16 protein-coding genes are annotated in these 21,966 nt (G+C 54.3%); all 16 read left to right on the top strand.

Annotated features, from left to right (window positions below; all coding sequences use genetic code 11):
- The 16 genes from alaS (at position 1) to BHK98_RS01405 (ending at position 21,899) form a co-directional block, all read left to right on the top strand.
- A complete protein-coding gene (gene alaS, locus BHK98_RS01480; protein WP_075711899.1) occupies positions 1 to 2,619 on the top strand; it encodes an alanine--tRNA ligase in 2,619 nt (872 codons plus the stop codon).
- 60 nt (positions 2,620 to 2,679) lie between these two features.
- Positions 2,680 to 2,925: an IreB family regulatory phosphoprotein gene (locus BHK98_RS01475; protein ID WP_075711898.1), complete on the top strand. Its 246-nt coding sequence runs from the start codon at positions 2,680 to 2,682 to the stop codon at positions 2,923 to 2,925.
- Positions 2,926 to 3,024: 99 nt separating this feature from the next.
- Positions 3,025 to 3,450 (top strand): Holliday junction resolvase RuvX, encoded by a 426-nt coding sequence (ruvX, locus tag BHK98_RS01470; RefSeq protein WP_075711897.1) that lies wholly within the window; start codon positions 3,025 to 3,027, stop codon positions 3,448 to 3,450.
- 177 nt (positions 3,451 to 3,627) lie between these two features.
- On the top strand, positions 3,628 to 4,122 hold the full coding sequence (purE, locus tag BHK98_RS01465; protein WP_075711896.1) for a 5-(carboxyamino)imidazole ribonucleotide mutase: 495 nt from the start codon (positions 3,628 to 3,630) through the stop codon (positions 4,120 to 4,122).
- 10 nt (positions 4,123 to 4,132) lie between these two features.
- Positions 4,133 to 5,563 carry an amidophosphoribosyltransferase gene (purF, locus tag BHK98_RS01460; protein WP_075711895.1) on the top strand — a complete coding sequence of 477 codons (1,431 nt, stop codon included), beginning with the start codon at positions 4,133 to 4,135 and terminating at the stop codon, positions 5,561 to 5,563.
- A gap of 15 nt (positions 5,564 to 5,578) precedes the next feature.
- The gene (gene purM / locus BHK98_RS01455) at positions 5,579 to 6,619 is read left to right on the top strand and encodes a phosphoribosylformylglycinamidine cyclo-ligase (RefSeq protein WP_075711894.1); all 1,041 of its coding nucleotides are present in this window, start codon (positions 5,579 to 5,581) and stop codon (positions 6,617 to 6,619) included.
- A complete protein-coding gene (gene purN, locus BHK98_RS01450) occupies positions 6,613 to 7,203 on the top strand; it encodes a phosphoribosylglycinamide formyltransferase (RefSeq protein WP_075711893.1) in 591 nt (196 codons plus the stop codon). Before purM ends, purN begins: the two co-directional genes overlap by 7 nt.
- A complete protein-coding gene (locus tag BHK98_RS01445) occupies positions 7,203 to 7,925 on the top strand; it encodes an IMP cyclohydrolase (RefSeq protein WP_075711892.1) in 723 nt (240 codons plus the stop codon). The genes purN and BHK98_RS01445 overlap by 1 nt, the downstream gene beginning before the upstream one ends.
- Complete coding sequence (locus tag BHK98_RS01440) at positions 7,922 to 9,106, top strand: phosphoribosylaminoimidazolecarboxamide formyltransferase (protein ID WP_075711891.1); 1,185 nt, start codon at positions 7,922 to 7,924, stop codon at positions 9,104 to 9,106. Before BHK98_RS01445 ends, BHK98_RS01440 begins: the two co-directional genes overlap by 4 nt.
- A 17-nt stretch (positions 9,107 to 9,123) precedes the next feature.
- Positions 9,124 to 10,395 carry a phosphoribosylamine--glycine ligase gene (purD, locus tag BHK98_RS01435; protein ID WP_075711890.1) on the top strand — a complete coding sequence of 424 codons (1,272 nt, stop codon included), beginning with the start codon at positions 9,124 to 9,126 and terminating at the stop codon, positions 10,393 to 10,395.
- Positions 10,395 to 14,102: a phosphoribosylformylglycinamidine synthase gene (locus BHK98_RS01430; RefSeq protein ID WP_075711889.1), complete on the top strand. Its 3,708-nt coding sequence runs from the start codon at positions 10,395 to 10,397 to the stop codon at positions 14,100 to 14,102. Before purD ends, BHK98_RS01430 begins: the two co-directional genes overlap by 1 nt.
- A gap of 124 nt (positions 14,103 to 14,226) precedes the next feature.
- On the top strand, positions 14,227 to 15,525 hold the full coding sequence (locus tag BHK98_RS01425) for a phenylacetate--CoA ligase family protein (RefSeq protein ID WP_075711888.1): 1,299 nt from the start codon (positions 14,227 to 14,229) through the stop codon (positions 15,523 to 15,525).
- Positions 15,526 to 15,543: 18 nt separating this feature from the next.
- Complete coding sequence (locus BHK98_RS01420) at positions 15,544 to 15,975, top strand: acetolactate synthase (RefSeq protein WP_075711887.1); 432 nt, start codon at positions 15,544 to 15,546, stop codon at positions 15,973 to 15,975.
- A 289-nt stretch (positions 15,976 to 16,264) separates the two neighbouring features.
- On the top strand, positions 16,265 to 17,425 hold the full coding sequence (locus BHK98_RS01415) for a C40 family peptidase (protein WP_075711886.1): 1,161 nt from the start codon (positions 16,265 to 16,267) through the stop codon (positions 17,423 to 17,425).
- Between the two features lie 129 nt (positions 17,426 to 17,554).
- Entirely contained in the window at positions 17,555 to 21,049 is a 3,495-nt protein-coding gene (locus BHK98_RS01410; protein WP_075711885.1) for a COG1361 family protein, read from the top strand.
- Positions 21,050 to 21,215: 166 nt separating this feature from the next.
- Complete coding sequence (locus tag BHK98_RS01405) at positions 21,216 to 21,899, top strand: response regulator transcription factor (RefSeq protein WP_075711884.1); 684 nt, start codon at positions 21,216 to 21,218, stop codon at positions 21,897 to 21,899.
- The last annotated feature ends 67 nt before the right edge of the window (positions 21,900 to 21,966 follow it).

Below are 21,966 nucleotides of genomic sequence, written 5' to 3'. Positions count from 1 at the left end.
ATGGAAAAGAAAGGTTTGAACGAAATCAGAAAAATGTTCCGTGATTTTTATGTCAGCAAGGGACATTATCCGGGAAAGAGCGCGTCGCTGATCCCGAAAAACGACAAGTCACTGCTGATCATCAATTCCGGAATGGCGCCGCTGAAGCCGTATTTTTCGGGCCAGGAAACGCCGCCTTCCAGGAGAATGACGACCTGCCAGAAGTGTATCCGCACAGGAGATATCGACAATGTGGGACTGACCTCGCGCCACGGAACATTCTTTGAAATGCTGGGGAATTTTTCGTTCGGCGATTATTTCAAAAAGGAATCTCTCACCTGGGGATGGGAATTCATCACCGAGGTGCTGAAGATGCCGGAGGATCGGATTTGGGCCACAATCTATAAGGATGATGAGCAGGCCCATGATATCTGGAGGAGTCTGGGACTTCCGGAGGAGCGGATCGTCCGTCTCGGAAAAGAAGACAACTTCTGGGAAATCGGGCTCGGTCCCTGCGGTCCGGATTCGGAGATTTTCTACGACCGGGGACCGGAATACGGCTGCGGAAAGCCGGACTGCCGGCCGGGCTGCGACTGCGACCGCTATATCGAATTCTGGAACCATGTATTCACTCAGTTCTCAAAGGAAGAGGACGGCAGTTATTCTGACCTGGCGCATCCCAACATCGATACGGGAATGGGACTGGAGCGCATCGCGTGCCTGATGCAGGATGTGGACTCTATCTTCGATGTGGACACGATCCGCTACATCCTGGACGGTGTCGTCGAGCTCTGCGGAATCCCCTATGAATCCGGCAACGAGAAAGCGGACGTTTCCATCCGTATTATCACCGACCATCTGCGGTCCATGGTTTTCATGATTGCGGACACCATCACGCCGTCCAATGAAGGCCGCGGCTATGTACTGCGCCGGCTGATCCGGAGAGCGGCCCGCCACGGACGTATGCTGGGGATTCAGAGCGGATTCCTGGCCGGACTCGCGGATCGGGTCATCACCGTATCCGGAGAGGCCTATCCGGAGCTGACTGAAAAACAGGATTATATCAAAAACATCATCTCCGCCGAGGAACGGCAGTTTATGGCTACTCTCGAACAGGGAGAATCCATTATCGGCGAATATATCGAAGATCTGAAACGTCAGAACAAGAAGATCCTGGACGGTGAAAAAGCGTTCCGCCTCTACGACACCTTCGGCTTTCCTCTGGAGCTGACAAAGGAAATTCTGGCTGAAAACGGAATGTCCGCCGACACGGAGGGATTCAGCGCCTGCATGCAGAAGCAGCGCGACACGGCGCGGGCAGGACGGAAGAATACGGAAGAGCTGGGCTGGGAAGAAAGCGACACGGACATAGATGTTCCGGAAACAGTGTTCTGCGGCTATGAGACTCTCAGCGGCAGCGGAACCGTACTTGCGATCTATCGGGACGGCAGACCCGTTCAGGAGGCAACTGCGGGCGATCAGACGGTCATCTATCTTGATCAGACGCCGTTCTACGCAGAAGGAGGCGGCCAGGTAGGCGATAAAGGCTTTATGTCTACTCCGGAGGGTCGCGTGGAAATTCTGAATACGACGAAGTCCAGAGGAATATTCGCCCACAAAGGAACCGTCACAGAAGGCGTAATCCGCAGAGGGGATACGGTCTGCAGCACTGTCAGCGCCGCGCTGCGCAATAAGACTGCGAGAAATCATACGGCGACACATCTCCTTCAGAAGGCGCTCCGTGAAGTCCTGGGCACACATGTAGAGCAGGCGGGATCCTTTGTGAACGAAAAGGAGCTTCGTTTCGACTTCAGCCACTTCACAGCCATGGAACCGGAGGAGATTGCACGGACAGAGCAACTCGTCAATGAGAAGATCTGCGAATTCATCCCTGTGACGACCACGGAAACCTCCTTCGCTGAGGCGCAGAAAATGGGAGCTATGGCTTTGTTCGGCGAAAAATACGGAGACCGTGTCCGCGTAGTCAGCTGCGGCGATTTCAGCGTAGAGCTCTGCGGCGGTACGCACGTGTCCAATTCCGGACAGATCGGCGCACTGAAAATCATGAGTGAATCAGGGGTTGCCGCGGGAGTTCGCCGTATCGTCGCCGTTACGGGAACAGGGATTCTGGACGCGGCGAAGAAGGCGGAGGAAACGGTCGCAGAGGTGTCCGAGACCATGAAGTCCCGGCCGGATCAGGTCGCGGCGCGGGCTGCCGCTCTGGTGGCGGAGCTTCGGGATACAAAACGCGAGCTTGAGGAATTCAAAAAAGCCGCCATGGACAGCGGGCTTGACGCCATGATCCGCGACGCCGCGGAAATCAACGGAGTCCGCCTGATTACGAAACAGTTCAGCGACTACAATATGAACGATCTGCGCAGTCTTTCCGATGAAATCCGGGCGGCCTGCGACCACACGGCCATGGTGTTCGCAACAGTCAGCGACGGAAAGGTTACTCTGCTGGTTTCACTGACGGATGACCTGACTGCCCGCGGTCTTCACGCCGGAAAAATGATCAAGCAGATCGCCGCGAAGGTCGGCGGAGGAGGCGGCGGCAAAGCAGACATGGCACAGGCCGGCGGCCGTAACCCGGAGGGTATTTCTGAAGCATTTAAGGTTGCAGAAGAGCTTCTGGCATAGTATAATAGGCATTAGAGAGATTCGATTCATTCATGAATCAGTGAACAGGAGGCCTTGTAAATGGACAAGAAGACTATAATGTTTGACGCTGCTAAGACACAACAGAGGACGACCAAGGAGGTTCTGGAGTCTGTATATGACGCTCTGGAGGAGAGAGGTTATAATGGAATCGACCAGATGGTAGGCTATATTCTGTCCGGGGATCCTTCCTATATCACAAGCCACAACAATGCGAGGCTGATGATCAGCAGAATTGATCGCGACGATCTTCTGGAGGAGATCCTGAAGGAATATCTGAAGAAATAGATCTGCTAAGAACGGGAGCGGGTACTTTCACTCGCTCTTTTTAATTATGAGAAGAAATACGAACGGAACAAGGAAATCTGAAAGGATAATGATAAGCTGATGAGAAAAATAGGACTGGATGTGGGTGACAGAACAATCGGCGTTGCCGTCAGTGACCCGCTGGGAATTACCGCACAGGGCGTTACGACAATTGAACGTGTCGGGATCCGGAAGGACTCCGGCAAAGTGCTGGATTATGTCAGAGAGTATGACTGCGACGTCATCGTGATGGGACTGCCGCTGTCCATGAACGGGGAAGACAGCAGTCAGACAGAGAAAGTTCGTGATTTCCGCAGAATGCTGGAGAACAAAATGCGGAGCACCGGCATGAAGGGAATCGAAATCGTCTGGCAGGACGAGCGGCTGACGACCGTACAGGCTGAGAAGGTCATGATTGCCGCCGATGTCAGCCGGAGCAGGAGAAAAAAGGTTATCGACAAGCAGGCGGCCGTGATCATCCTCCAGTCGTATCTGGATTCTCATTAAGTCGAATTATAATTCGGCATATCCTGAAAAATGTTCGTCTTTTGCCGGAAAAGGATAGTAGAAATCCGCAGAAGTGTGCATTTTTACGGTTTTTTACGGAACGAATATTGAAGATGAAAAATATCTATGGTAAAGTTAAACACGGATACTTTTGTATTTTTTGGAGGTACAGAATCAATGAAAAAAATCGGAATCATCATGGGAAGCGACAGCGATCTCCCGGTCGTGGAAAAGGCGATCGAGACGCTCCGGGAGCTGGACGTCCCTTACGAAGTACATGTGTTTTCCGCCCACAGGACGCCGGATGAGGCGAAGGAATTCGCCGTGTCCGCCCGCGACCGGGGCTTCGGCGCTATCATCGCGGCTGCCGGGAAGGCGGCTCATCTCGCAGGCGCACTCGCCGCGAACACCACTCTGCCGGTTATCGGAATCCCGGTAAAATCCTCGACCCTGGACGGACTGGACGCACTCCTGTCCACCGTACAGATGCCGGGCGGAATCCCGGTTGCAACCGTTGCAATCGACGGCGCGAAGAATGCGGGACTGCTGGCCGCTCAGATGCTGGCCATCACCGACGAGGAGCTCGCCGGACGGCTGGCCGCCCAGAGAAAGGAAGCCGCAGAAAAAGTCCTCGGCAAAAACAAGACCATCGAAGAAAAATTCAATCAGTAGGAGTGAAATCATGAGCAGCTTGCACGAAGAATGCGGAGTTTTTGGAATCTTTGGGACGCAGACGCAGGATGTCGCGCATACCGCCTATTACGGCCTGTTCGCGCTCCAGCATCGCGGCCAGGAAAGCTGCGGTATTGTTGTGAATGACGACGGAGTCTTTGCCGACCATCGGGACTCAGGGCTTGTGAACGATGTATTCACCCCGCAGACACTTGAGAGTCTCGGACAGGGGCAGATGGCCGTCGGGCATGTCCGCTATTCCACAACAGGCGGAAATGAGCGGCTGAACTCGCAGCCTATCGTCGTAAATCACCATAAAGGAAGAATGGCTCTGGCTCACAACGGAAATCTGGTCAATTCCTATGAGCTTCGGACTGAGCTGGAGCTTCAGGGATCGATTTTCCACACCACAAGTGACACGGAGGTCATCTCGTATATCATCACAAAGGAACGGATTCACAGCGGCTCTATCGAGGAGGCCGTGAACAAAGCCATCGACAAACTGGAGGGGGCGTTTTCCCTGGTCATCATGTCGCCCGCCAAGCTCATCGCCGTCCGCGATGAAAACGGTTTCCGCCCTCTTTGCTACGGCGTCAGAGATGACGGAACATATATTGTAGCATCCGAGACCTGCGCGCTGGACGCGGTGGGCGCCAGATATGTCCGTGACATCGATCCGGGAGAAATCCTTGTATTCAGCCGGGAAGGCATTCAGTCTATCCGGGATCACTGCGATAAAGCGCCGCACAAGATCTGTATTTTCGAATATCTGTACTTTGCGCGGCCGGATTCCGTAATTGAAGGGAAGAGTGTTCATGCGGCGAGAGTTGCCGCGGGAACCTGCCTCGCAATGGAATACCCCATTCAGGCGGACGTGGTGATCGGAGTTCCCGATTCCGGTCTCGACGCGGCTCTGGGTTATTCCAGGCAGACCGGAATTCCATATGGAATCGGCTTTATCAAGAACAAATATATTGCCCGCACATTTATCGCGCCGGGGCAGAAGGCGCGGGAGGACAAGGTACGGATCAAGCTCAACGTGATCTCGGAAACCGTCCGCGGCAAACGTGTAGTCCTCGTGGACGACTCCATCGTCCGCGGCACGACCTGCGCGCGGATCGTGAAGCTTCTGCGGGAAGCCGGCGCCACAGAAGTCCATATGATGTCTTCTGCACCGGCCTTTACAAATCCCTGCTACTACGGGACCGATATCGACTCCCGCGAAAATCTCATCGCCTGCCGCTATTCGGTCGATGAAATCGCGGACGTCATCGGGGCCGACAGCGTCGGTTTCCTGAACATCGATCACCTGAATCTTCTGATCGGCACAGCCCCCGGAGAAGGGTTCTGCGACGGATGCTTCAGCGGCAGATATGCGACGGCGATTCCGTCAGACGGGGATAAAAATCGTTTTGAGAGAAAGATCAGCAGCAGAGAATAATTTCAGGAGGAGAAGATGAGCAAGAGTTTCAGTGAAAGCTACAAAGAAGCAGGTGTTGACATCACCGCCGGATACAAATCCGTCGAGCTGATGAAGCAGCACATCAAACGGACCATGGCATTCGGCGACACCTCTGATCTGGGAGGCTTCGGCGGCCTGTTTCATCTGGATATGAACGGTATCAGCGACCCGGTCCTGGTCAGCGGAACGGACGGCGTCGGCACCAAGCTCCGGCTCGCATTCCTGATGGATTGTCATGACACTGTGGGAATCGACTGCGTCGCCATGTGCGTCAACGACATCATCTGTGTAGGGGCAAAGCCTTTGTTCTTTCTGGATTACATCGCCTGCGGAAAAAACTACCCGGAAAAAATCGCCCGGATTGTCAGCGGCGTTGCAGAGGGATGCGTCCAGTCGGAATCCGCGCTTATCGGCGGAGAAACCGCGGAAATGCCGGGATTTTACCCGGAGGACGAATATGATCTTGCCGGTTTCGCTGTAGGCGTAGTAGATCGGTCTAAGGTTCTGGATAAGACGAAAATCAAGGCGGGAGACGTTCTTATCGGACTGCCTTCCTCGGGAATTCATTCCAACGGCTTTTCTCTCGTCCGCAAGGTATTCGATGTGGAGCATACGGATCTGAACCGGACCTTCGGGGAGCTTGACGGAAAGACTCTCGGAGAGGTGCTTCTGACGCCGACAAAGATCTATGTCAAGCCGATGCTTGCGCTGTTTGATGCGGTTGAGGTCAAGTCCGCCGCGCACATCACCGGCGGCGGCTTCTATGAAAACATTCCCCGCAGTCTACCGGAGGGCGTCGGCGTGCGGATCCGCAGAAGCGATGTCCGCGTCCTGCCGATCTTCGACCTTCTGGCAAAGGAAGGCAGCATTCCGGAGCGGGATATGTTCAACACCTATAACATGGGCGTCGGAATGACCTGTGTCGTTGCGAAAGAAGATGCGGACCGCGCTTTGTCCGTTCTGAAGGCTTCCGGCGAGGACGCGTATATCCTCGGCGAGGTCGTGAACTCGGAGGAAAGTGTGGTTATATGTTAGCGAACAAAACCAGAATCTGCGTGATGGTCTCCGGCGGCGGCACCAATCTGCAGGCACTCATCGACGCCGAGAAAAGCGGAATCCTCCGGAGCGGGGAAATTGTTCTGGTCGCGTCCGGAAATCCTGACGCCTACGCCCTGACGAGAGCCCGGCGCAGCGGAATCGAGACCTTCGTGACGGAGGACGAGCAGACTCTGCTGAAGGAACTGAAACGCCGCGGAATTCAGCTGATTGTTCTGGCAGGCTTCCTGAAGATCCTGAGTCCGGAATTTATCGGAGCCTTCCGCGACCGGATCATCAATGTCCATCCTTCTCTGATTCCGTCCTTCTGCGGACGGGGATGCTACGGCCTGCATGTTCATGAAAAGGCTCTGGAGTACGGCGTCAAGGTGACCGGAGCCACGGTTCATTTTGTCAACGAAATCCCCGACGGAGGAAAAATCATAGCACAGAAGGCAGTGAACGTCGAGGAGGGAGATACGCCCGAAACCCTGCAGCGGCGGGTCATGGAGCAGGCAGAATGGATTCTGCTTCCGAAGGCGACGGAGGACATTTCTCTGGAAATACAGAAAGGAATTCGATAATGAATGTGTATGAATCGAGACCGATACGCGAATATATAGAGGGAAATCCTTATGTGGGACGCGGAATCGCCGTCGGAATGACCGGCGACGGGGAAACCGCCGTGACGGCATATTTCATCATGGGACGATCTGAGAACAGCCGGAACCGCATCTTTGTGGAAGAAGGAGAGGATCTGATGATCCGTCCCTTTGATGCGTCCAGAGTGGAGGACCCGTCGCTGATCATCTATTATCCTGTCCGCCGGGTCGGGCAGAAGCTGATTGTGACCAACGGTGACCAGACGGATACGATCCGCGATTTTCTCCGGGAGGGAGGAACCTTTGAAGACGCGCTGCGTACCAGAAGCTTCGAGCCGGACGGCCCCAACTGGACGCCGCGGATCTCAGGCCTCCTCGATTTCGAGGACGGTTTCCGGTACAGAATGAGCATTCTGAAGAGCTCCGATGCGGCGGGCAGCGCCTGCAGCCGGTACTTCTTCGAGTATCCCGGCATTCCGGGGCAGGGACATTTCCTGCATACATATATGACGGATGGAAACCCGATCCCCACCTTCTGCGGAGAGCCGGAACGGATTACTGTGCCGGAGGACATCGACGCCTTCGCCGGAGAGATCTGGACCGGTCTTAATGAGGACAACAAAATCTCGCTCTATGTGAGGTATACCGATATCGCGACAGGCGCGGCAGTCAGCCGCATGATCAACAAATGGGAGGAAAAATGAAAGAATTTCAACTGAAATACGGATGCAATCCAAACCAGAAGCCCGCCAGAATCTATATGGAGGACGGCGGCGATCTTCCTGTGACGATTCTGAACGGTCGGCCGGGATACATCAACTTTCTGGACGCCTTCAACAGCTGGCAGCTGGTGCATGAGATCCACGCGAGCCTGGGAATGCCGGCGGCGGCTTCCTTCAAGCATGTCAGCCCGACCTCCGCGGCAGTGGGAGTTCCCATGAGCGATACGCTGAAGAAGGCGTGCTTTGTGGACGACATCGAAGGACTGGACGACTCGCCGATCGCGACGGCCTACGCAAGAGCCCGGGGAACGGACAGAATGTCCTCCTACGGCGATTTTGTCGCACTCAGCGATGTATGCGACCGTACAACCGCGGAAATCCTTAAACGCGAGGTTTCCGACGGCATCATCGCGCCGGGATATACCGATGAGGCTCTGGAGCTTCTGAAATCCAAGAAAAAAGGAAATTACAACATCATCCGGATCGATGCGGACTACAGACCGGCGGAAACGGAGCGCAAACAGGTCTTCGGCGTAACCTTTGAGCAGGGCAGAAACAATTACACAGTCTCGAAGGACGATTTCACCGAAATCGTGACCCGGAACAGGGCGCTGAGTGAAGAAGCGAAGCGCGACATGGTCATTGCACTGATCACACTGAAATATACCCAGTCCAATTCCGTCTGCTATGTGCAGGACGGTCAGGCCATCGGCGTCGGCGCCGGGCAGCAGTCCCGCATCCACTGCACGAGACTGGCGGGAGACAAAGCTGATTTCTGGCATCTGCGTCAGTCTGACAAAGTCATCGGCCTTCCGTTCCGGGAGGAGATTTCCCGCCCGGTCCGCGACAACACCATCGACGTTTATCTCGGTGATGAGTACGAGGATGTGCTGAGGGACGGCGTATGGGAAACACTGTTCACAGAAAAGCCGCAGCCCTTCACGAGAGAAGAGCAGAAGGCTTATCTCAGCGCCATCCGCGGAGTGACACTGGGCAGCGACGCGTTCTTCCCGTTCGGAGACAACATCGAGCGCGCCCGCAAAAGCGGAGTCAGCTACGTGGTGCAGCCGGGAGGCTCCATCAGGGATGACAATGTGATTGAAACCTGCGACAAATATGATATGGTCATGGTATTCACCGGCATGAGACTGTTCCATCACTGATACGAGGAGGTTGTGCGATGAAAGTAATGGTTGTCGGCGGCGGAGGAAGAGAGCACGCCATCATAAAGAAAATAAAGGAAAGCCCGAAGGTTGACGAAATTTACGCACTGCCGGGGAACGGAGGCATCGCGGAGGACGCTGCATGTGTCGGCGTCGGCGCGGAGGATCTTCCCGGCATCGTGAAATTCGCGACGGAGAACGCGATCGATTTCGCCATCGTCGCGCCGGATGATCCTCTGGTCATGGGCTGCGTCGATCTGCTGCAGGCGGAAGGAATCCCGTGCTTCGGACCGAACAGAGATGCGGCGGTCATCGAGGGCAGCAAGGCCTTCGCCAAAGATCTGATGAAGAAATACGGTATTCCGACCGCTCAGTACGAAATCTTCACGGAGATGGACGACGCACTGCATTACATAGAAGACTGCAGAATTCCGGTTGTCGTCAAGGCAGACGGTCTGGCGAAGGGGAAGGGCGTTATCATTGCGGAAACCCGCGAAGACGCCGTACAGGCGGTTCGCGAAATGATGGAGGACAAGGTGTTCGGCGAAAGCGGAAGCCGCGTCGTCATTGAAGAGTTTCTGGAAGGTCCGGAGGTGTCGGTACTCAGCTTTACCGACGGAAAAACGCTGATCCCCATGGTCTCCTCCATGGATCACAAGCGCGCTCTGGACGGAGATAAAGGGCTGAACACCGGCGGCATGGGAACTGTCGCGCCGAACCCGTATTACACAGAGGAAATCGCACGACAGTGCGAGGAAGAGATCTTCCTTCCCACCATGATCGCGATGAACAGAGAGGGGCGCAGCTTTTCCGGCTGCCTCTACTTCGGACTCATGCTCACCGCTGACGGTCCGAAGGTCATCGAATACAACTGCCGTTTCGGCGACCCGGAAACACAGGTGGTTCTGCCGCTGCTTGACAGCGATCTCTTCGAGATCATGCTCCATGTCGCGGACGGCACGCTGGCTGATGCGGACGTGTCCTTTGCGGAGGATGCCGCCTGCTGCGTCGTCATGGCGTCCAAAGGATATCCGAAATCCTATGAGAAGGGCTTTCCCATCGAAATTCCTTCCGATGTCACAAATGTATATATCGCCGGCGCCGAGCGAGACGCGGACGGAACGCTTCGCTCCAGCGGCGGCCGTGTTCTGGGCGTGACGGAACGGGGGAGAGATCTCCGGGAAGCCATTGACAGAGCTTACGCATCAGTCAGAAAGATCCGGTTCGATAACGGCTTCTGCCGCGGAGACATCGGACAGAGAGCGTTGAACGCACTGGAGGGGAAATAATGGTTTATCGAATTTATGTGGAAAAGAAGAAGCGTTTTGCCAGCGAGGCGGAGTCTCTGCGCAAAGAGATTTCCGGTCTCCTTCAGATCGACGGACTGAAGGATGTGCGCGTCGTAAACCGGTATGACGTTGAAAATCTGTCAAAGGATCTGTTTGAGGACGCGGTGCGCACGGTGTTTTCCGAGCCGCAGGTAGATGATGTCAGCGAAGGTCTGCGTGTTGCGGACGGCGACAAAGTCTTTGCCGTGGAATACCTTCCCGGCCAGTTTGACCAGAGGGCCAATTCCGCTGCGGAATGCATCCAGCTGATTTCAAAGGGAGAACGTCCTCAGGTCCGTTCCGCCAGAGTCTATATTCTGACCGGCGACCTCACTGATGCGGATGTGGAGGCCGTAAAGAAATATGTCATCAATCCGGTAGAGGCCAGAGAAGCCTCGCTGGAGGAATTCAAAACATTGAAGATGGAATACGAAATTCCCACCCGGGTGGAGACCATCCGGGGCTTTAACGCAATGGACGAAGACGCGCTCCGGAAGTTTCTGGAGGAGCGCGGGCTTGCGATGGACCTGGCGGATCTGAAATTCTGCCAGGAATACTTCAAATCCGAGGACAGAGAACCGACCATCACCGAGATCCGCGTCATCGACACCTACTGGTCCGATCACTGCCGTCACACGACCTTTAATACGACCGTCGATCATGTGACCTTCGAGGATCCGGAGATCCAGAAGACCTATGAGGACTATCTCTCAACCCGGGAGGAACTGGGAAGAAAGAAACCTGTAACTCTGATGGATATCGGAACTCTGGCGGCTAAATATCTGAAGTCCCGCGGCATGATGGAGAAGCTTGACGAATCTGAAGAAATCAACGCCTGCACCGTCAAAATCGATGTGGAGACAGAAGGGCGCACAGAAAAATGGCTGCTTCTCTTCAAGAACGAGACTCACAATCATCCGACGGAAATCGAGCCCTTCGGCGGCGCGGCCACCTGCATCGGCGGCGCGATCCGTGACCCGCTTTCGGGAAGAAGCTATGTCTATGCGGCGATGCGCGTCACCGGCGCAGCAGATCCCCTCAGACCGGTTTCCGAGACTCTTCCGGGCAAGCTTCCCCAGCGTAAGCTGGTTACGACGGCCGCTGACGGCTACAGCTCCTACGGAAACCAGATCGGTCTTGCAACCGGACAGGTCGATGAAATCTATCATCCGGGATATGTCGCAAAAAGAATGGAGGTAGGCGCGGTCATCGCTGCGGCGCCTGCAGAGAATGTGCGGAGGGAACGCCCAGTCGACAGTGATGTCGTGATTCTGCTGGGAGGACGGACCGGACGCGACGGCTGCGGCGGTGCGACGGGCTCCTCCAAGAAGCACACACTTCAGTCTCTGGAAACCTGCGGCGCGGAGGTTCAGAAGGGGAACGCTCCGGAGGAACGCAAGCTCCAGAGACTCTTCCGCAATCCGGAAGCCAGCCGGATGATCAAGCGCTGCAATGACTTCGGCGCGGGCGGCGTTTCTGTCGCCATCGGCGAGCTGGCAGACGGTCTTGAAATCGATCTGAACCGGGTGCCGAAGAAATACGACGGACTTGACGGTACCGAACTGGCGATCTCAGAATCTCAGGAGCGGATGGCCGTCGTCGTGGCAGAGCAGGATGCAGACCGCTTTATCGAGCTGTCCCATCAGGAAAATCTGGAAGCCACCAGGGTTGCGGTTGTCAAGGACGAACCTTATCTGCGCGAGTACTGGAACGGAGAAGCGATTGTGAACATTTCCAGGGCGTTCCTCGACACAAACGGCGCGGAAAAGCATATCGATATCGAGATTCCGATGCATGACGACTTCGCAAAAAAAGTCGGATCGGATTTTGTTCAGGAATACAAAGCGCTCGCCGCGGATCTGAACGTCTGCTCCAAGCGCGGACTTTCGGAGGAATTCGACTCTACCATAGGCGCGGGAACTGTGCTGATGCCCTTCGGCGGAAAATATCAGCGCACTCCGATTCAGGCCATGGTCAATCTGATTTCTATGGAAAAAGAGCACACCGATACCTGTTCCATCATGTCCTGGGGATTCAATCCGGATATCTCCAGCGCGAGCCCGTACCACGGCGCATACCTCGCGGTCGTGGAATCCGTATCGAAGCTGATTGCGACAGGCGCGACGTACAAGGATGTCTACCTCTCCTTCCAGGAATACTTTGAAAAACCGGGCAGTGAAGGGAAGCGCTGGGGGAAACCCATGGCCGCCGTTCTGGGAGCATTCCGCGCGCAGAAGGATCTCGGCGCAGCAGCCATCGGAGGAAAAGACTCCATGAGCGGCACCTTTGAAGATATCGATGTTCCGCCGACACTGATCTCCTTTGCGGTCACTACAGACAGAGCAGAGAGAATCGTTTCCCCGGAATTCAAGAGCGCAGACGATAAAATTATTATGTTAACTCCGGAATATGACGACAACGGTCTGCCCACGGGAGAATCATTGAAAGCACTGTACCGGACAGTGGGACAGCTCATGGATACCGGCATCGTTAAAGCGGCCTGCACACCTGTATACGGCGGCGTTGCCGAAGCGATCATGAAAATGTCCATGGGCAACCGGATCGGTTTTGAGTACGCGGATTCTCTGACCATGGAGGATATTTTCGGCTATCACTACGGTTCCCTCCTGCTGGAAATCGACGGAGGCGAGGTTTCTGTGGAGGACGCCAATATCTTCGAGATCGGCAGAACGATTGCGGAGCCTGTAATCCGGAAGGGTGCGGAAAGTCTCGGATTCGACGAGCTGTTCGGTGCTTACGAATCGAAGCTTGAACCTGTCTACAAATGCAACATCACGCCGGAGGCAAACCGCCTGGAAGCTTTCACCTCTGAACGAAAAGAAACTCTCCATGCGACGGTGCGTTCCGCGGCTCCCCGGATTCTTATTCCGGTGTTCCCGGGAACCAACTGCGAATACGATTCCGCAAAGGCCTGCCGCGACGCGGGCGCAGACCCTGATATCTTTGTGATCAACAACCTTACCGCAGATGCTGTCGCCGCGTCCGTTGAAGAATTCGCGGACAGGATCCGCCGCTCCCAGGTCATCTTCATCCCGGGAGGTTTCTCCGGCGGAGACGAACCGGACGGATCCGGGAAATTCATTACCGCTTTCTTCCGTAATGCGGAAATCAAGGAGGCGGTCACGGAGCTGCTGGAGAGACGGGACGGCCTGATGCTGGGAATCTGCAACGGCTTCCAGGCACTGATCAAGCTGGGGCTGGTTCCGTACGGAAAAATCGTGGACACCGATGAAAACTGTGCGACGCTGACATTTAATGAAATCCGGCGCCATCAGTCCAAGATCGTCCGCGTCCGTGTGGCCTCCGATAAATCGCCCTGGATGAAAAACGTCAGCGCCGGAGAAATCTATAATGTGCCGATTTCCCATGGAGAGGGCAGATTTATCGCGCCTGAAGCACTGATCCGGCAGCTGGCGGACAACGGACAGATTCTGACCCAGTATGTGGATCTGGACGGGAATGTAACCTCGGACATCCAGTACAATCCCAACGGCTCCTATTATGCTATCGAAGGCATCACATCGCCGGACGGCAGAGTGGTCGGGAAGATGGGACACGCGGAAAGAATCGGCAGAAACCTCTACAAAAATGTGCCGGGCAGTTACGACATGAAAATGTTCCGCTCCGCTGTCGAATACTTTAAATAGTATCCGCCATCAGGTCCCCGCCGGATCTGACGGGTGCTTCTGACAGACTGCCGTCAGCAGCGCCGCGGCGTACAATTCAATGGATACTCAGGAACAGATACTCAAGGAAAGGAAAATCACGCGAATGGAAAATTATTATCAGCCGGATATCGAAACCGCGTCACGGGACCAGATGACCGCATTGCAGAATGAGCGTCTGGTCGACACGGTGAAGCGCGTTTATAAAAATGTGGAATATTACAGAAAGAAAATGCAGGAAACCGGCGTAGAGCCGGGAGACATCCGTGGAATCGAGGATCTTCACAAGCTCCCGTTTCTGACCAAGGACGATCTGCGGGAATGCTATCCTTACGGGCTGATGGCGCGCCCTGTCCGGGACAGCGTCCGCATCCAGTCCACAAGCGGCACCACGGGAAGACGGGTCGTCGCCTTTTATACCCAGCATGACATCGATGTCTGGGAGGACTGCTGTGCCCGTGCGATTGTAGCCGCGGGAGGAACAAAGGACGACGTCTGCCATGTTTCCTACGGCTTCGGACTGTTCACCGGAGGAGCGGGGCTCAACGGCGGAAGCCACAGGGTCGGCTGCCTGACGCTCCCCATGTCCTCCGGAAACACAGACCGCCAGATTCAGTTTATGACAGATCTCGGTTCCACGATCCTCTGCTGCACACCTTCCTACGCGGCTTATCTGGCTGAATCCATCAACGAGAGGGGCCTGCGGGATCAGATCCGTCTGAAGGCCGGCATTTTCGGCGCGGAGGCGTGGAGTGAGGAAATGCGCCGCAACATCGAAAGCAGCCTCGGCATCAAAGCCTATGACATCTATGGTCTAACCGAAATCTCCGGTCCTGGAGTTTCCTTCGAGTGCAGTGAACAGTCCGGAATGCATGTCAACGAGGATAATTTCATTCCGGAAATTATTGATCCGAAAACAGGAAAGGTTCTTCCGGACGGAGAAAAGGGCGAGCTGGTTTTCACCTGCATCAACAAAGACGCGTTCCCTCTGATCCGTTACAGAACAAAGGATATTACGGTTCTCAGTCATGAGAAATGCTCCTGCGGCAGAACGCTGGCCAAGATGTCGCGTCTGATGGGCAGGACCGACGACATGCTGATCGTCAAGGGAGTCAACGTCTTCCCGAGCCAGATTGAGACCGTCCTGATGAATGAAGGATATCCGGCGAACTATCTGATCATCGTCACTCGGGAGAATAACAGCGACAGGCTGGAGCTGCAGGTGGAGATGACGCCGGAAATGTTCTCAGACTCCATGTCCGAAATGGAGGGACGCGAGAAGCAGCTGATCGGCGCGCTGAAATCCATGCTCGGCATCTACGTTGACGTCAGGCTGGTAGCCCCGAAAACGATAACCAGAAGCGAAGGAAAAGCAAAACGTGTCATTGACAAACGTCACATTTAACGAAAGGCGGTACAAAGAATGGATGTAAAACAGATTTCCGTATTTCTGGAAAACAGACCGGGAGCACTGTACGAATTCACAGAGCTTCTGAAGAAGAACGACATCAACATGAGAGCCCTCTGCCTTGCAGAGATCTCCGAGTACGGCGTCCTGCGCCTGATTGTCGATGACAACTACGAGCTGACCACGGTACTGAAGGCGGAGGATTACATCTTCAAAGCTACGCCCGTCCTGGCCATCGCCATCAGGGACGAGCCGGGCAGCCTGGTGAATATCCTTGCCGCGCTGAAGGACGCCGAGATTAATGTAGAGTACACCTACGCCTTTACGACAAAGCACAGAGATGAAGCCTACATCATTCTCAAGGTCAGTGACGTCGAGGGAGGCCGCAGAGCCCTGAGCCGGGCGGGAATTAAAATCCTGGACCAGGAGGATCTTGAACAGCTGTAGCCGCGAATTTCTTATTTCAGACAGCTGAGGGTTCTTAAATTTAGGTTTGACAGATTCTGCCATCCGTGGTATGATGTTCATGGAAAAGAATGTAAAAAAGACGGTTGAAACAGTCCGTCTTTTTTTCTTGTGATTTTTACAGAACAGGCTGTTTCAACAGATACGGCGCTCGCGCGATTTTTTGTACAGAGGAAACCGGCATGAATCGGGGCGAAGCGCCGCAGAGTATGGGGAAAACGTCCATGAGGGCGTTTTTTTCGTTGGTATGTTTTTTGGGAGGAAGGAGAAAATGAAACAGAACATCAGAAAAATTTTAATGGGCACATTGACTGTCATAATCCTGATGACATTCACATCGCTGATTCCCGCAGCCGCGGTACACGGCGCGGTTATCTCCGAAAAGAGCTGGGGTGCCGATGTAAATGACCGGCTCCTGAACCTGCGAAACGGAACGAAATACGGCTGCGGGAAAGGACAGCTCGTCTGTACGACGTACACCGGCTGGGCAGTGCGTACTCTGTACGGAATTCCCGACTATCCGGCCGGAGGGGTGGTCAGGACCCATAACAGCTGGCTCGCCGTCAACGCCCGTACCGTATGCGCTCTGGCGTCCCACGCGGATTATGCCGAACATGCATCCGGGATTCGTCCCGGCGACATCATATGCTTCAACGACGGGAAAAATTTCACCGGCGTCTGGCAGCATATCGCAATCATCGGCGGCGACGGCAGGACCCTGCATCATGCCGTCAGTACCGGGGTTTCCTACCGGTATACAGCAGAGGACTGGATCGGCCGGCTCAGGCAATGCAGATCCGCCAGAATCTACCGTCTTCTGAAGACCGCTCCCACAGTGACAAAATCCGCTGCTGCGAAATTAACACTGCAGGACCGAAATGCAGAACCCGATGAACAGGAAACTGTCGCCGCCAGCAGCGCGGCACCTGCACCGGACACAGGCACCGTCGCCGCCGGTGCTAAGCCGTCCGCACTGGGTACAGACGCCGACATCGACAGCAGTGAGGCACCTGCGCCGGACACGGACTCTGCCGCCGGTGCTGAGCCGTCCGCACTGGGTACAGACGCCGATATCGACAGCGGCGACACTTCCGTACAGGACACGGACTCTGCCGCCGCCGGTGCTAAACCGTCTGTACCGGATGCGGTTCCGGACATCGGCAGGTCACCGGCTGACGCAAAAACCGAACCGGACACAGAGTCTGCCCCGGAAGAGACTCCGCCGGCGAATCCGGACTCCGCGCCGCAGTCATCATCCCGTTCTCCCGAGAACACGCTGCGCGCCGCATCCCCGAAGGGTTCTCAAAATTCCGCGGTCGAAGAGAAATCTCTAGACACAGGAGACACAAACGACGTCTTCCTGTATTTCAGTCTTTGTATCCTTGCATGCGGAAGCCTCTGCAGTCTTCTGTATCTGAAAGGAAGGAGATAGACGTATGTTTCAGTCCAGAGAGCCACCGGCTAAAAAGAACGTTGTCAGCTGCCAGCGCCCGTTAAGTTCGACGGGGACTTAACTAACAACGGGCAGACACTAAAAAATCAAAGAAGGAAAGGAAATCAGATGAGAAACAGAATGTTAAACGCGGCAGGCAGGGTCTGCCTGCTGCTCGGAATAATCCTTTGTTCCGTCACGATCACCCATGCAGCCACATCTCAGCCTCTCAGCGGCACTGCAGGTTACAAAGCGTTTCAGGCCAGAGCCGGCGGCGCTTATTCCACCTGGGACAGCGCGAAAAAGGCGCTGAGCTGTGATGAGATTTACGCCTTCCGGATTCTTTCCGGACCGGGCAGCAGCAGCACGGTGCTCAAGGGGAGTCCTCTGAGCAAATCCGTTGAATACAGGAATTCCAACGGTGAAAAGGACAACCTTGGAGATATTAAAACAACCTGGCAGTTCAAGCTTAAGACTTCCGGCAATAATAAGGGCGCAGTCCGGGTAAAATACAACAATTATTACTGGTACGCGCCGACGCATGAGAAAGCCCTGCGTTCCGGTGCGATGGCCGGTTATGTGAAACTGGATATTGTGGCTGAACTCCGCTCAGCCGATTATGTGAAGCACAAAAAACCACTGAACAATACTTTGTCCCCGTATTTCACCCTGAGCAAAAAGGCATATGCCGGGATGACCCGGCTGAACACCTTCAATATCGGCACTCTTGAAATGAAATATTCCTATTATTTCTCGGGGACGTCCACACCGGCAGAAATCACCTCCAATTTCACCTATCTGGATATCGACTGGGGACAGGCGATGTCTTTTCGGGCTGACGGAATAAAGAAAAGCGCCGTTCCCTCCGACAGCAGGCTTTCCTATAAAGAAGAAAACGGCTGGCACTTCTTCTCCAATTACGCCTGCAACGTGGCGAAGGGAACGTCGAATCCGGAAAACGGAGTATCGGTCGCATACAAGACCAGAGCCTTGTCTGTCCGGTACCATTCCGACCAGATTGTAGAAAAGGCGGGCAAAAAAACCTATAAAGAAGGTGCGATGAATGGCGCACGGTCATTTTACGGACCGGAACAGGACTGGAGCCTGATCCGTTTCGAAACTCCGGATCCGCAGAAGACAGTGAGCGGCAGTGAGAAAAAGAATGTCGCCGATCTGGATCTGCCCGACCTTCATCAATCCTTTACATTCAACTGTTCACAGGAGATTCCGGCAGGGTATCACGAGGGATTCTATTTCAAGTCTTTTGTCCTCAAAGACACACTTGACAGCTGCCTTGTTACGGATATTTCCAGAATCCGCATTCAGAGCAGGGAAGGGAAAGACCTCAGCGGTCTTTTTCGGATTGAAACCGACGGCAGAAATGTCACCGCAGCCTGCACGGATGTGAACAATGCGGTACTCTACGGAAACGGTGCGGGAGAGACCGTCACGCTGCATATCGAAGCTTCGGTCCGTCACGATGTCAGTGCGGAGGATCTTCGCGGTCATAAGCATTTTGACGCCACGGAAACCTCCGCGGAATTTCCCAACCGATTCTCATCAGTCATTGACGGACGGGAAAGGTTTTCCAACAAAGTATCCGTCCGCATACATTTTCCTCAGAATGAGAAGGGACAGCCGGGACTTGCCGTGAACAAAACCACAGAGCCCTATGAATTCCAGGTCGGTGATGAAATCCCATATAAAATCAGTATCCGGCAGACTAATCCAAAGGCGTCCGCAACATGTGTCAGAGTCAGAGATACCGATCTTCCCGCGAACATGTCAATTGATCCGAAAACACTGAAAGCTGCGGGAATCAGCCGGGAATTCTCTCTGAAATCCATCGCCGGCGGTTTTGAATTCTCCACGCCGGAGCTTCGCTTCGGAGAGACTGTCACTATCACGTTCCGCGCCGTCCCGGGAAACGCGCTGAACGGAACCGTCGTACAGAATACGGTAAAAGCGTCGGCCGATGCCGTTCCGGAACGCTCCGCTTCGACCTCCGTATATATCAACAGTCCAAAGCTGAACATAGAAAAGAAAGCCGGACAAGAAAAGACGGAATATGAGACAGGGGATACGGTGCAATTCACCGCAGACATCACCAACATCAATCCCGGAACCTTCATGAGAAATCTCGTTCTGGCGGATACACTGGAAACACCCGGACTGACACTGGATCCCGAGTCGCTGAAGATAACAGGAGGCGACGGGACTGCGCTGACAAAGGGAACAGATTATCTGCTGTACCCTTACAAAGAAGGCGCTGACCGCGTTGCGGGACAGGAACTGAAAACCTCCGCGCAGAGTTTTCGAAATTCCGGCGAAACGCTGCCCCGGGAAAATCACGGCGGCTTCGTGATTCGGTTCCTCGGAAAATACGCCAACATCGGATACAGGGACGGGAAGGAGCCGGCCTCTTCGGATTCCCGCGGATCGAAAGCAAATTATCTGAAACGCGAGCATCAGACTGATTATCAGGATCTGAACCTGACGGGCGGTCTGCATCTCTCTTACGCCATGACGGTCAACGAGGCGGAGCTTCCCGCACAGCAGCTCAGAAATTTTGTACGCACCCCCGCCACGGAGAATACAAACGGCGTTCGGATTAAGGATCAGGATACGATTCCTTCAGGCGGTGATTTCTCCGAAACAGGCGTTAACTTCCGTCCGAAGACGCCGCTGCTCGTCATCAGCAAGAAAAGCGATCAGACGCTGTACAGAGCCGGAGAAAAAGGGCACTATACTATAAAGCTCACCCAGGCCCGGGACCGAGTGACGGCGAAAAATATCGTCATAAAAGACGCTTTCAAACAAAAAAATCTCGGAACCTGTGACCCGGATTCTGTCCGCGTGCGAAAGGGAAACCGGGATATCACTGCGTCCTGCGATATTTCTGTGGATCACAAAGCAGGGACATGCCTCATCCGGACTCATACAGATCTTTCGTTTCGTGAAACTCTGACAGTAACCTATGACATCACCTTTGCAGACAAAATACCTGCGCAGGCATCAATGATCAACCGGGCCGTCGGCAGTGCAGATAATGCCGAACCGGCAGAAACCGAAAACAGGGTCGGATTTATCGGCGGCGTGAGAAAAATTGTTCATTCCAAGGCTGTTCGCGAATCTGTAACCTCGAAAAACGCATATCTTCACTATACACTGACGACAAAAGCGCTCACTCCGCTGCGCCGGGTGATCATCATGGATCACGTGATGACAGATAATCTGCGGTATGATCCGTCTTCCGTCAAAGTTCTCTATAACGGAAGCGATATCACAAAATCCTGCGGTATCAGCTTCGGTCTGGACCATTTCCAGGTCGAAACCCGACGGGACGCACAACCGAAGGACAGCTTCAGAATCACATACCGCGCCCGGGCGACGAACAGCGGGAAAGTAGAGAACATCTCCGCCGCTTACGCAGCAGATGTCGATCCCGTCAAGGCCGAAGCCAATGTCTCTCCCAAAGCCGCTCATGTGCCGGCCGCGGTAAAAAAGAACGGCAAAACGCCCGCACCCGCGACCGGTGACCGGACGACGCCGCTTCTGTATGTGACACTTGCGGTGATTTCTTTCGGAATCATTACCTGTCTGATGGCGCTTCGGAGGAACTGAGCTGTTGAGCTCCGGAGAATTCGGGATTTTGGAAATGAATATGCCGGAGATGTGATGAACTCCTTCACATCCCCGGCAGGACTCTTTTCTGAATCGTCATATACAGCTCATTTATCAATTATATTCGTACTGTATTCTGATAAGCAGAGGGGAGGGGAGTAAACCCATGAATCATACCAGAAAAAAACTCCTGCTGGCTGAGGACGAACAGCTTTTGTCAGAGGCAATCCGGGAAATGCTGGAATTCAAAGGATTCTCAGTAAGCTGTGCGGAAAACGGAAGCGATGCGCTTTCTATGGTACGGGAAAACCGATATGACTGTATGCTGCTGGATATCATGATGCCTGTCATGAGCGGAACGGAAGCGCTCAAGAGCATGCGAGAGGAGGGGATACATACGCCGGCCATTCTTCTGACTGCACGTGATGATATCGACGATAAGGTCGCGGGTCTCGACCTCGGCGCTGACGACTATATCACCAAACCGTTTTCCTTTGACGAGCTTATCGCGCGGATTAACTCCGTCATCCGGAGAAGATGCGGCGCTGTCATTCTGTCCGCAGGCTGTGTCCGGCTTGATACTCTGGAGGGGGAGCTTTCGGCAAAGCATTCCATCCGGCTGGGCCCCAAGGAAACCGATCTGATGCGCTATCTGATTCAGAACATGAACCGGGATATCGATTTCAGCCTGGTCAGGGATCAGATATGGGAAGACGACCCCGACACAGACGAAGAAAAGCTGTCGCTTTACATCAGTTATCTCAATGACAAGCTGGCTTCCATCAATGCGGATCTGCATATTTTGAGCGATCATCAATCCTGTCGGCTGACAGAGCTTGAATCCGCCTGAACCGCACCGCAAATAACAGAGAACCGCTGAATACGAAAACAGTAAAAATAAGCAAAATAACAGAAAG

This window comes from Hornefia porci (assembly GCF_001940235.1).
In the GTDB taxonomy this organism is placed as follows: Bacteria; Bacillota; Clostridia; order Peptostreptococcales; family Anaerovoracaceae; genus Aminicella; species Aminicella porci.
The sequence above is the reverse complement of the archived record's forward strand: the minus strand, read 5'-3'. Positions and strand labels throughout refer to the sequence as shown.

Excerpts from the sequence above, each read along its gene's own strand:
- purD (WP_075711890.1), top strand. The coding sequence starts at position 9,124 with ATGAAAGTAATGGTTGTCGGCGGCGGAGGAAGAGAGCACGCCATCATA.
- alaS (WP_075711899.1), top strand. The coding sequence starts at position 1 with ATGGAAAAGAAAGGTTTGAACGAAATCAGAAAAATGTTCCGTGATTTT.
- BHK98_RS01440 (WP_075711891.1), top strand. The coding sequence starts at position 7,922 with ATGAAAGAATTTCAACTGAAATACGGATGCAATCCAAACCAGAAGCCC.
- BHK98_RS01410 (WP_075711885.1), top strand. The coding sequence starts at position 17,555 with ATGAGAAACAGAATGTTAAACGCGGCAGGCAGGGTCTGCCTGCTGCTC.
- purE (WP_075711896.1), top strand. The coding sequence starts at position 3,628 with ATGAAAAAAATCGGAATCATCATGGGAAGCGACAGCGATCTCCCGGTC.
- BHK98_RS01430 (WP_075711889.1), top strand. The coding sequence starts at position 10,395 with ATGGTTTATCGAATTTATGTGGAAAAGAAGAAGCGTTTTGCCAGCGAG.
- BHK98_RS01420 (WP_075711887.1), top strand. The coding sequence starts at position 15,544 with ATGGATGTAAAACAGATTTCCGTATTTCTGGAAAACAGACCGGGAGCA.
- purN (WP_075711893.1), top strand. The coding sequence starts at position 6,613 with ATGTTAGCGAACAAAACCAGAATCTGCGTGATGGTCTCCGGCGGCGGC.
- BHK98_RS01475 (WP_075711898.1), top strand. The coding sequence starts at position 2,680 with ATGGACAAGAAGACTATAATGTTTGACGCTGCTAAGACACAACAGAGG.
- BHK98_RS01425 (WP_075711888.1), top strand. The coding sequence starts at position 14,227 with ATGGAAAATTATTATCAGCCGGATATCGAAACCGCGTCACGGGACCAG.
- BHK98_RS01445 (WP_075711892.1), top strand. The coding sequence starts at position 7,203 with ATGAATGTGTATGAATCGAGACCGATACGCGAATATATAGAGGGAAAT.
- BHK98_RS01405 (WP_075711884.1), top strand. The coding sequence starts at position 21,216 with ATGAATCATACCAGAAAAAAACTCCTGCTGGCTGAGGACGAACAGCTT.
- ruvX (WP_075711897.1), top strand. The coding sequence starts at position 3,025 with ATGAGAAAAATAGGACTGGATGTGGGTGACAGAACAATCGGCGTTGCC.
- purF (WP_075711895.1), top strand. The coding sequence starts at position 4,133 with ATGAGCAGCTTGCACGAAGAATGCGGAGTTTTTGGAATCTTTGGGACG.
- BHK98_RS01415 (WP_075711886.1), top strand. The coding sequence starts at position 16,265 with ATGAAACAGAACATCAGAAAAATTTTAATGGGCACATTGACTGTCATA.
- purM (WP_075711894.1), top strand. The coding sequence starts at position 5,579 with ATGAGCAAGAGTTTCAGTGAAAGCTACAAAGAAGCAGGTGTTGACATC.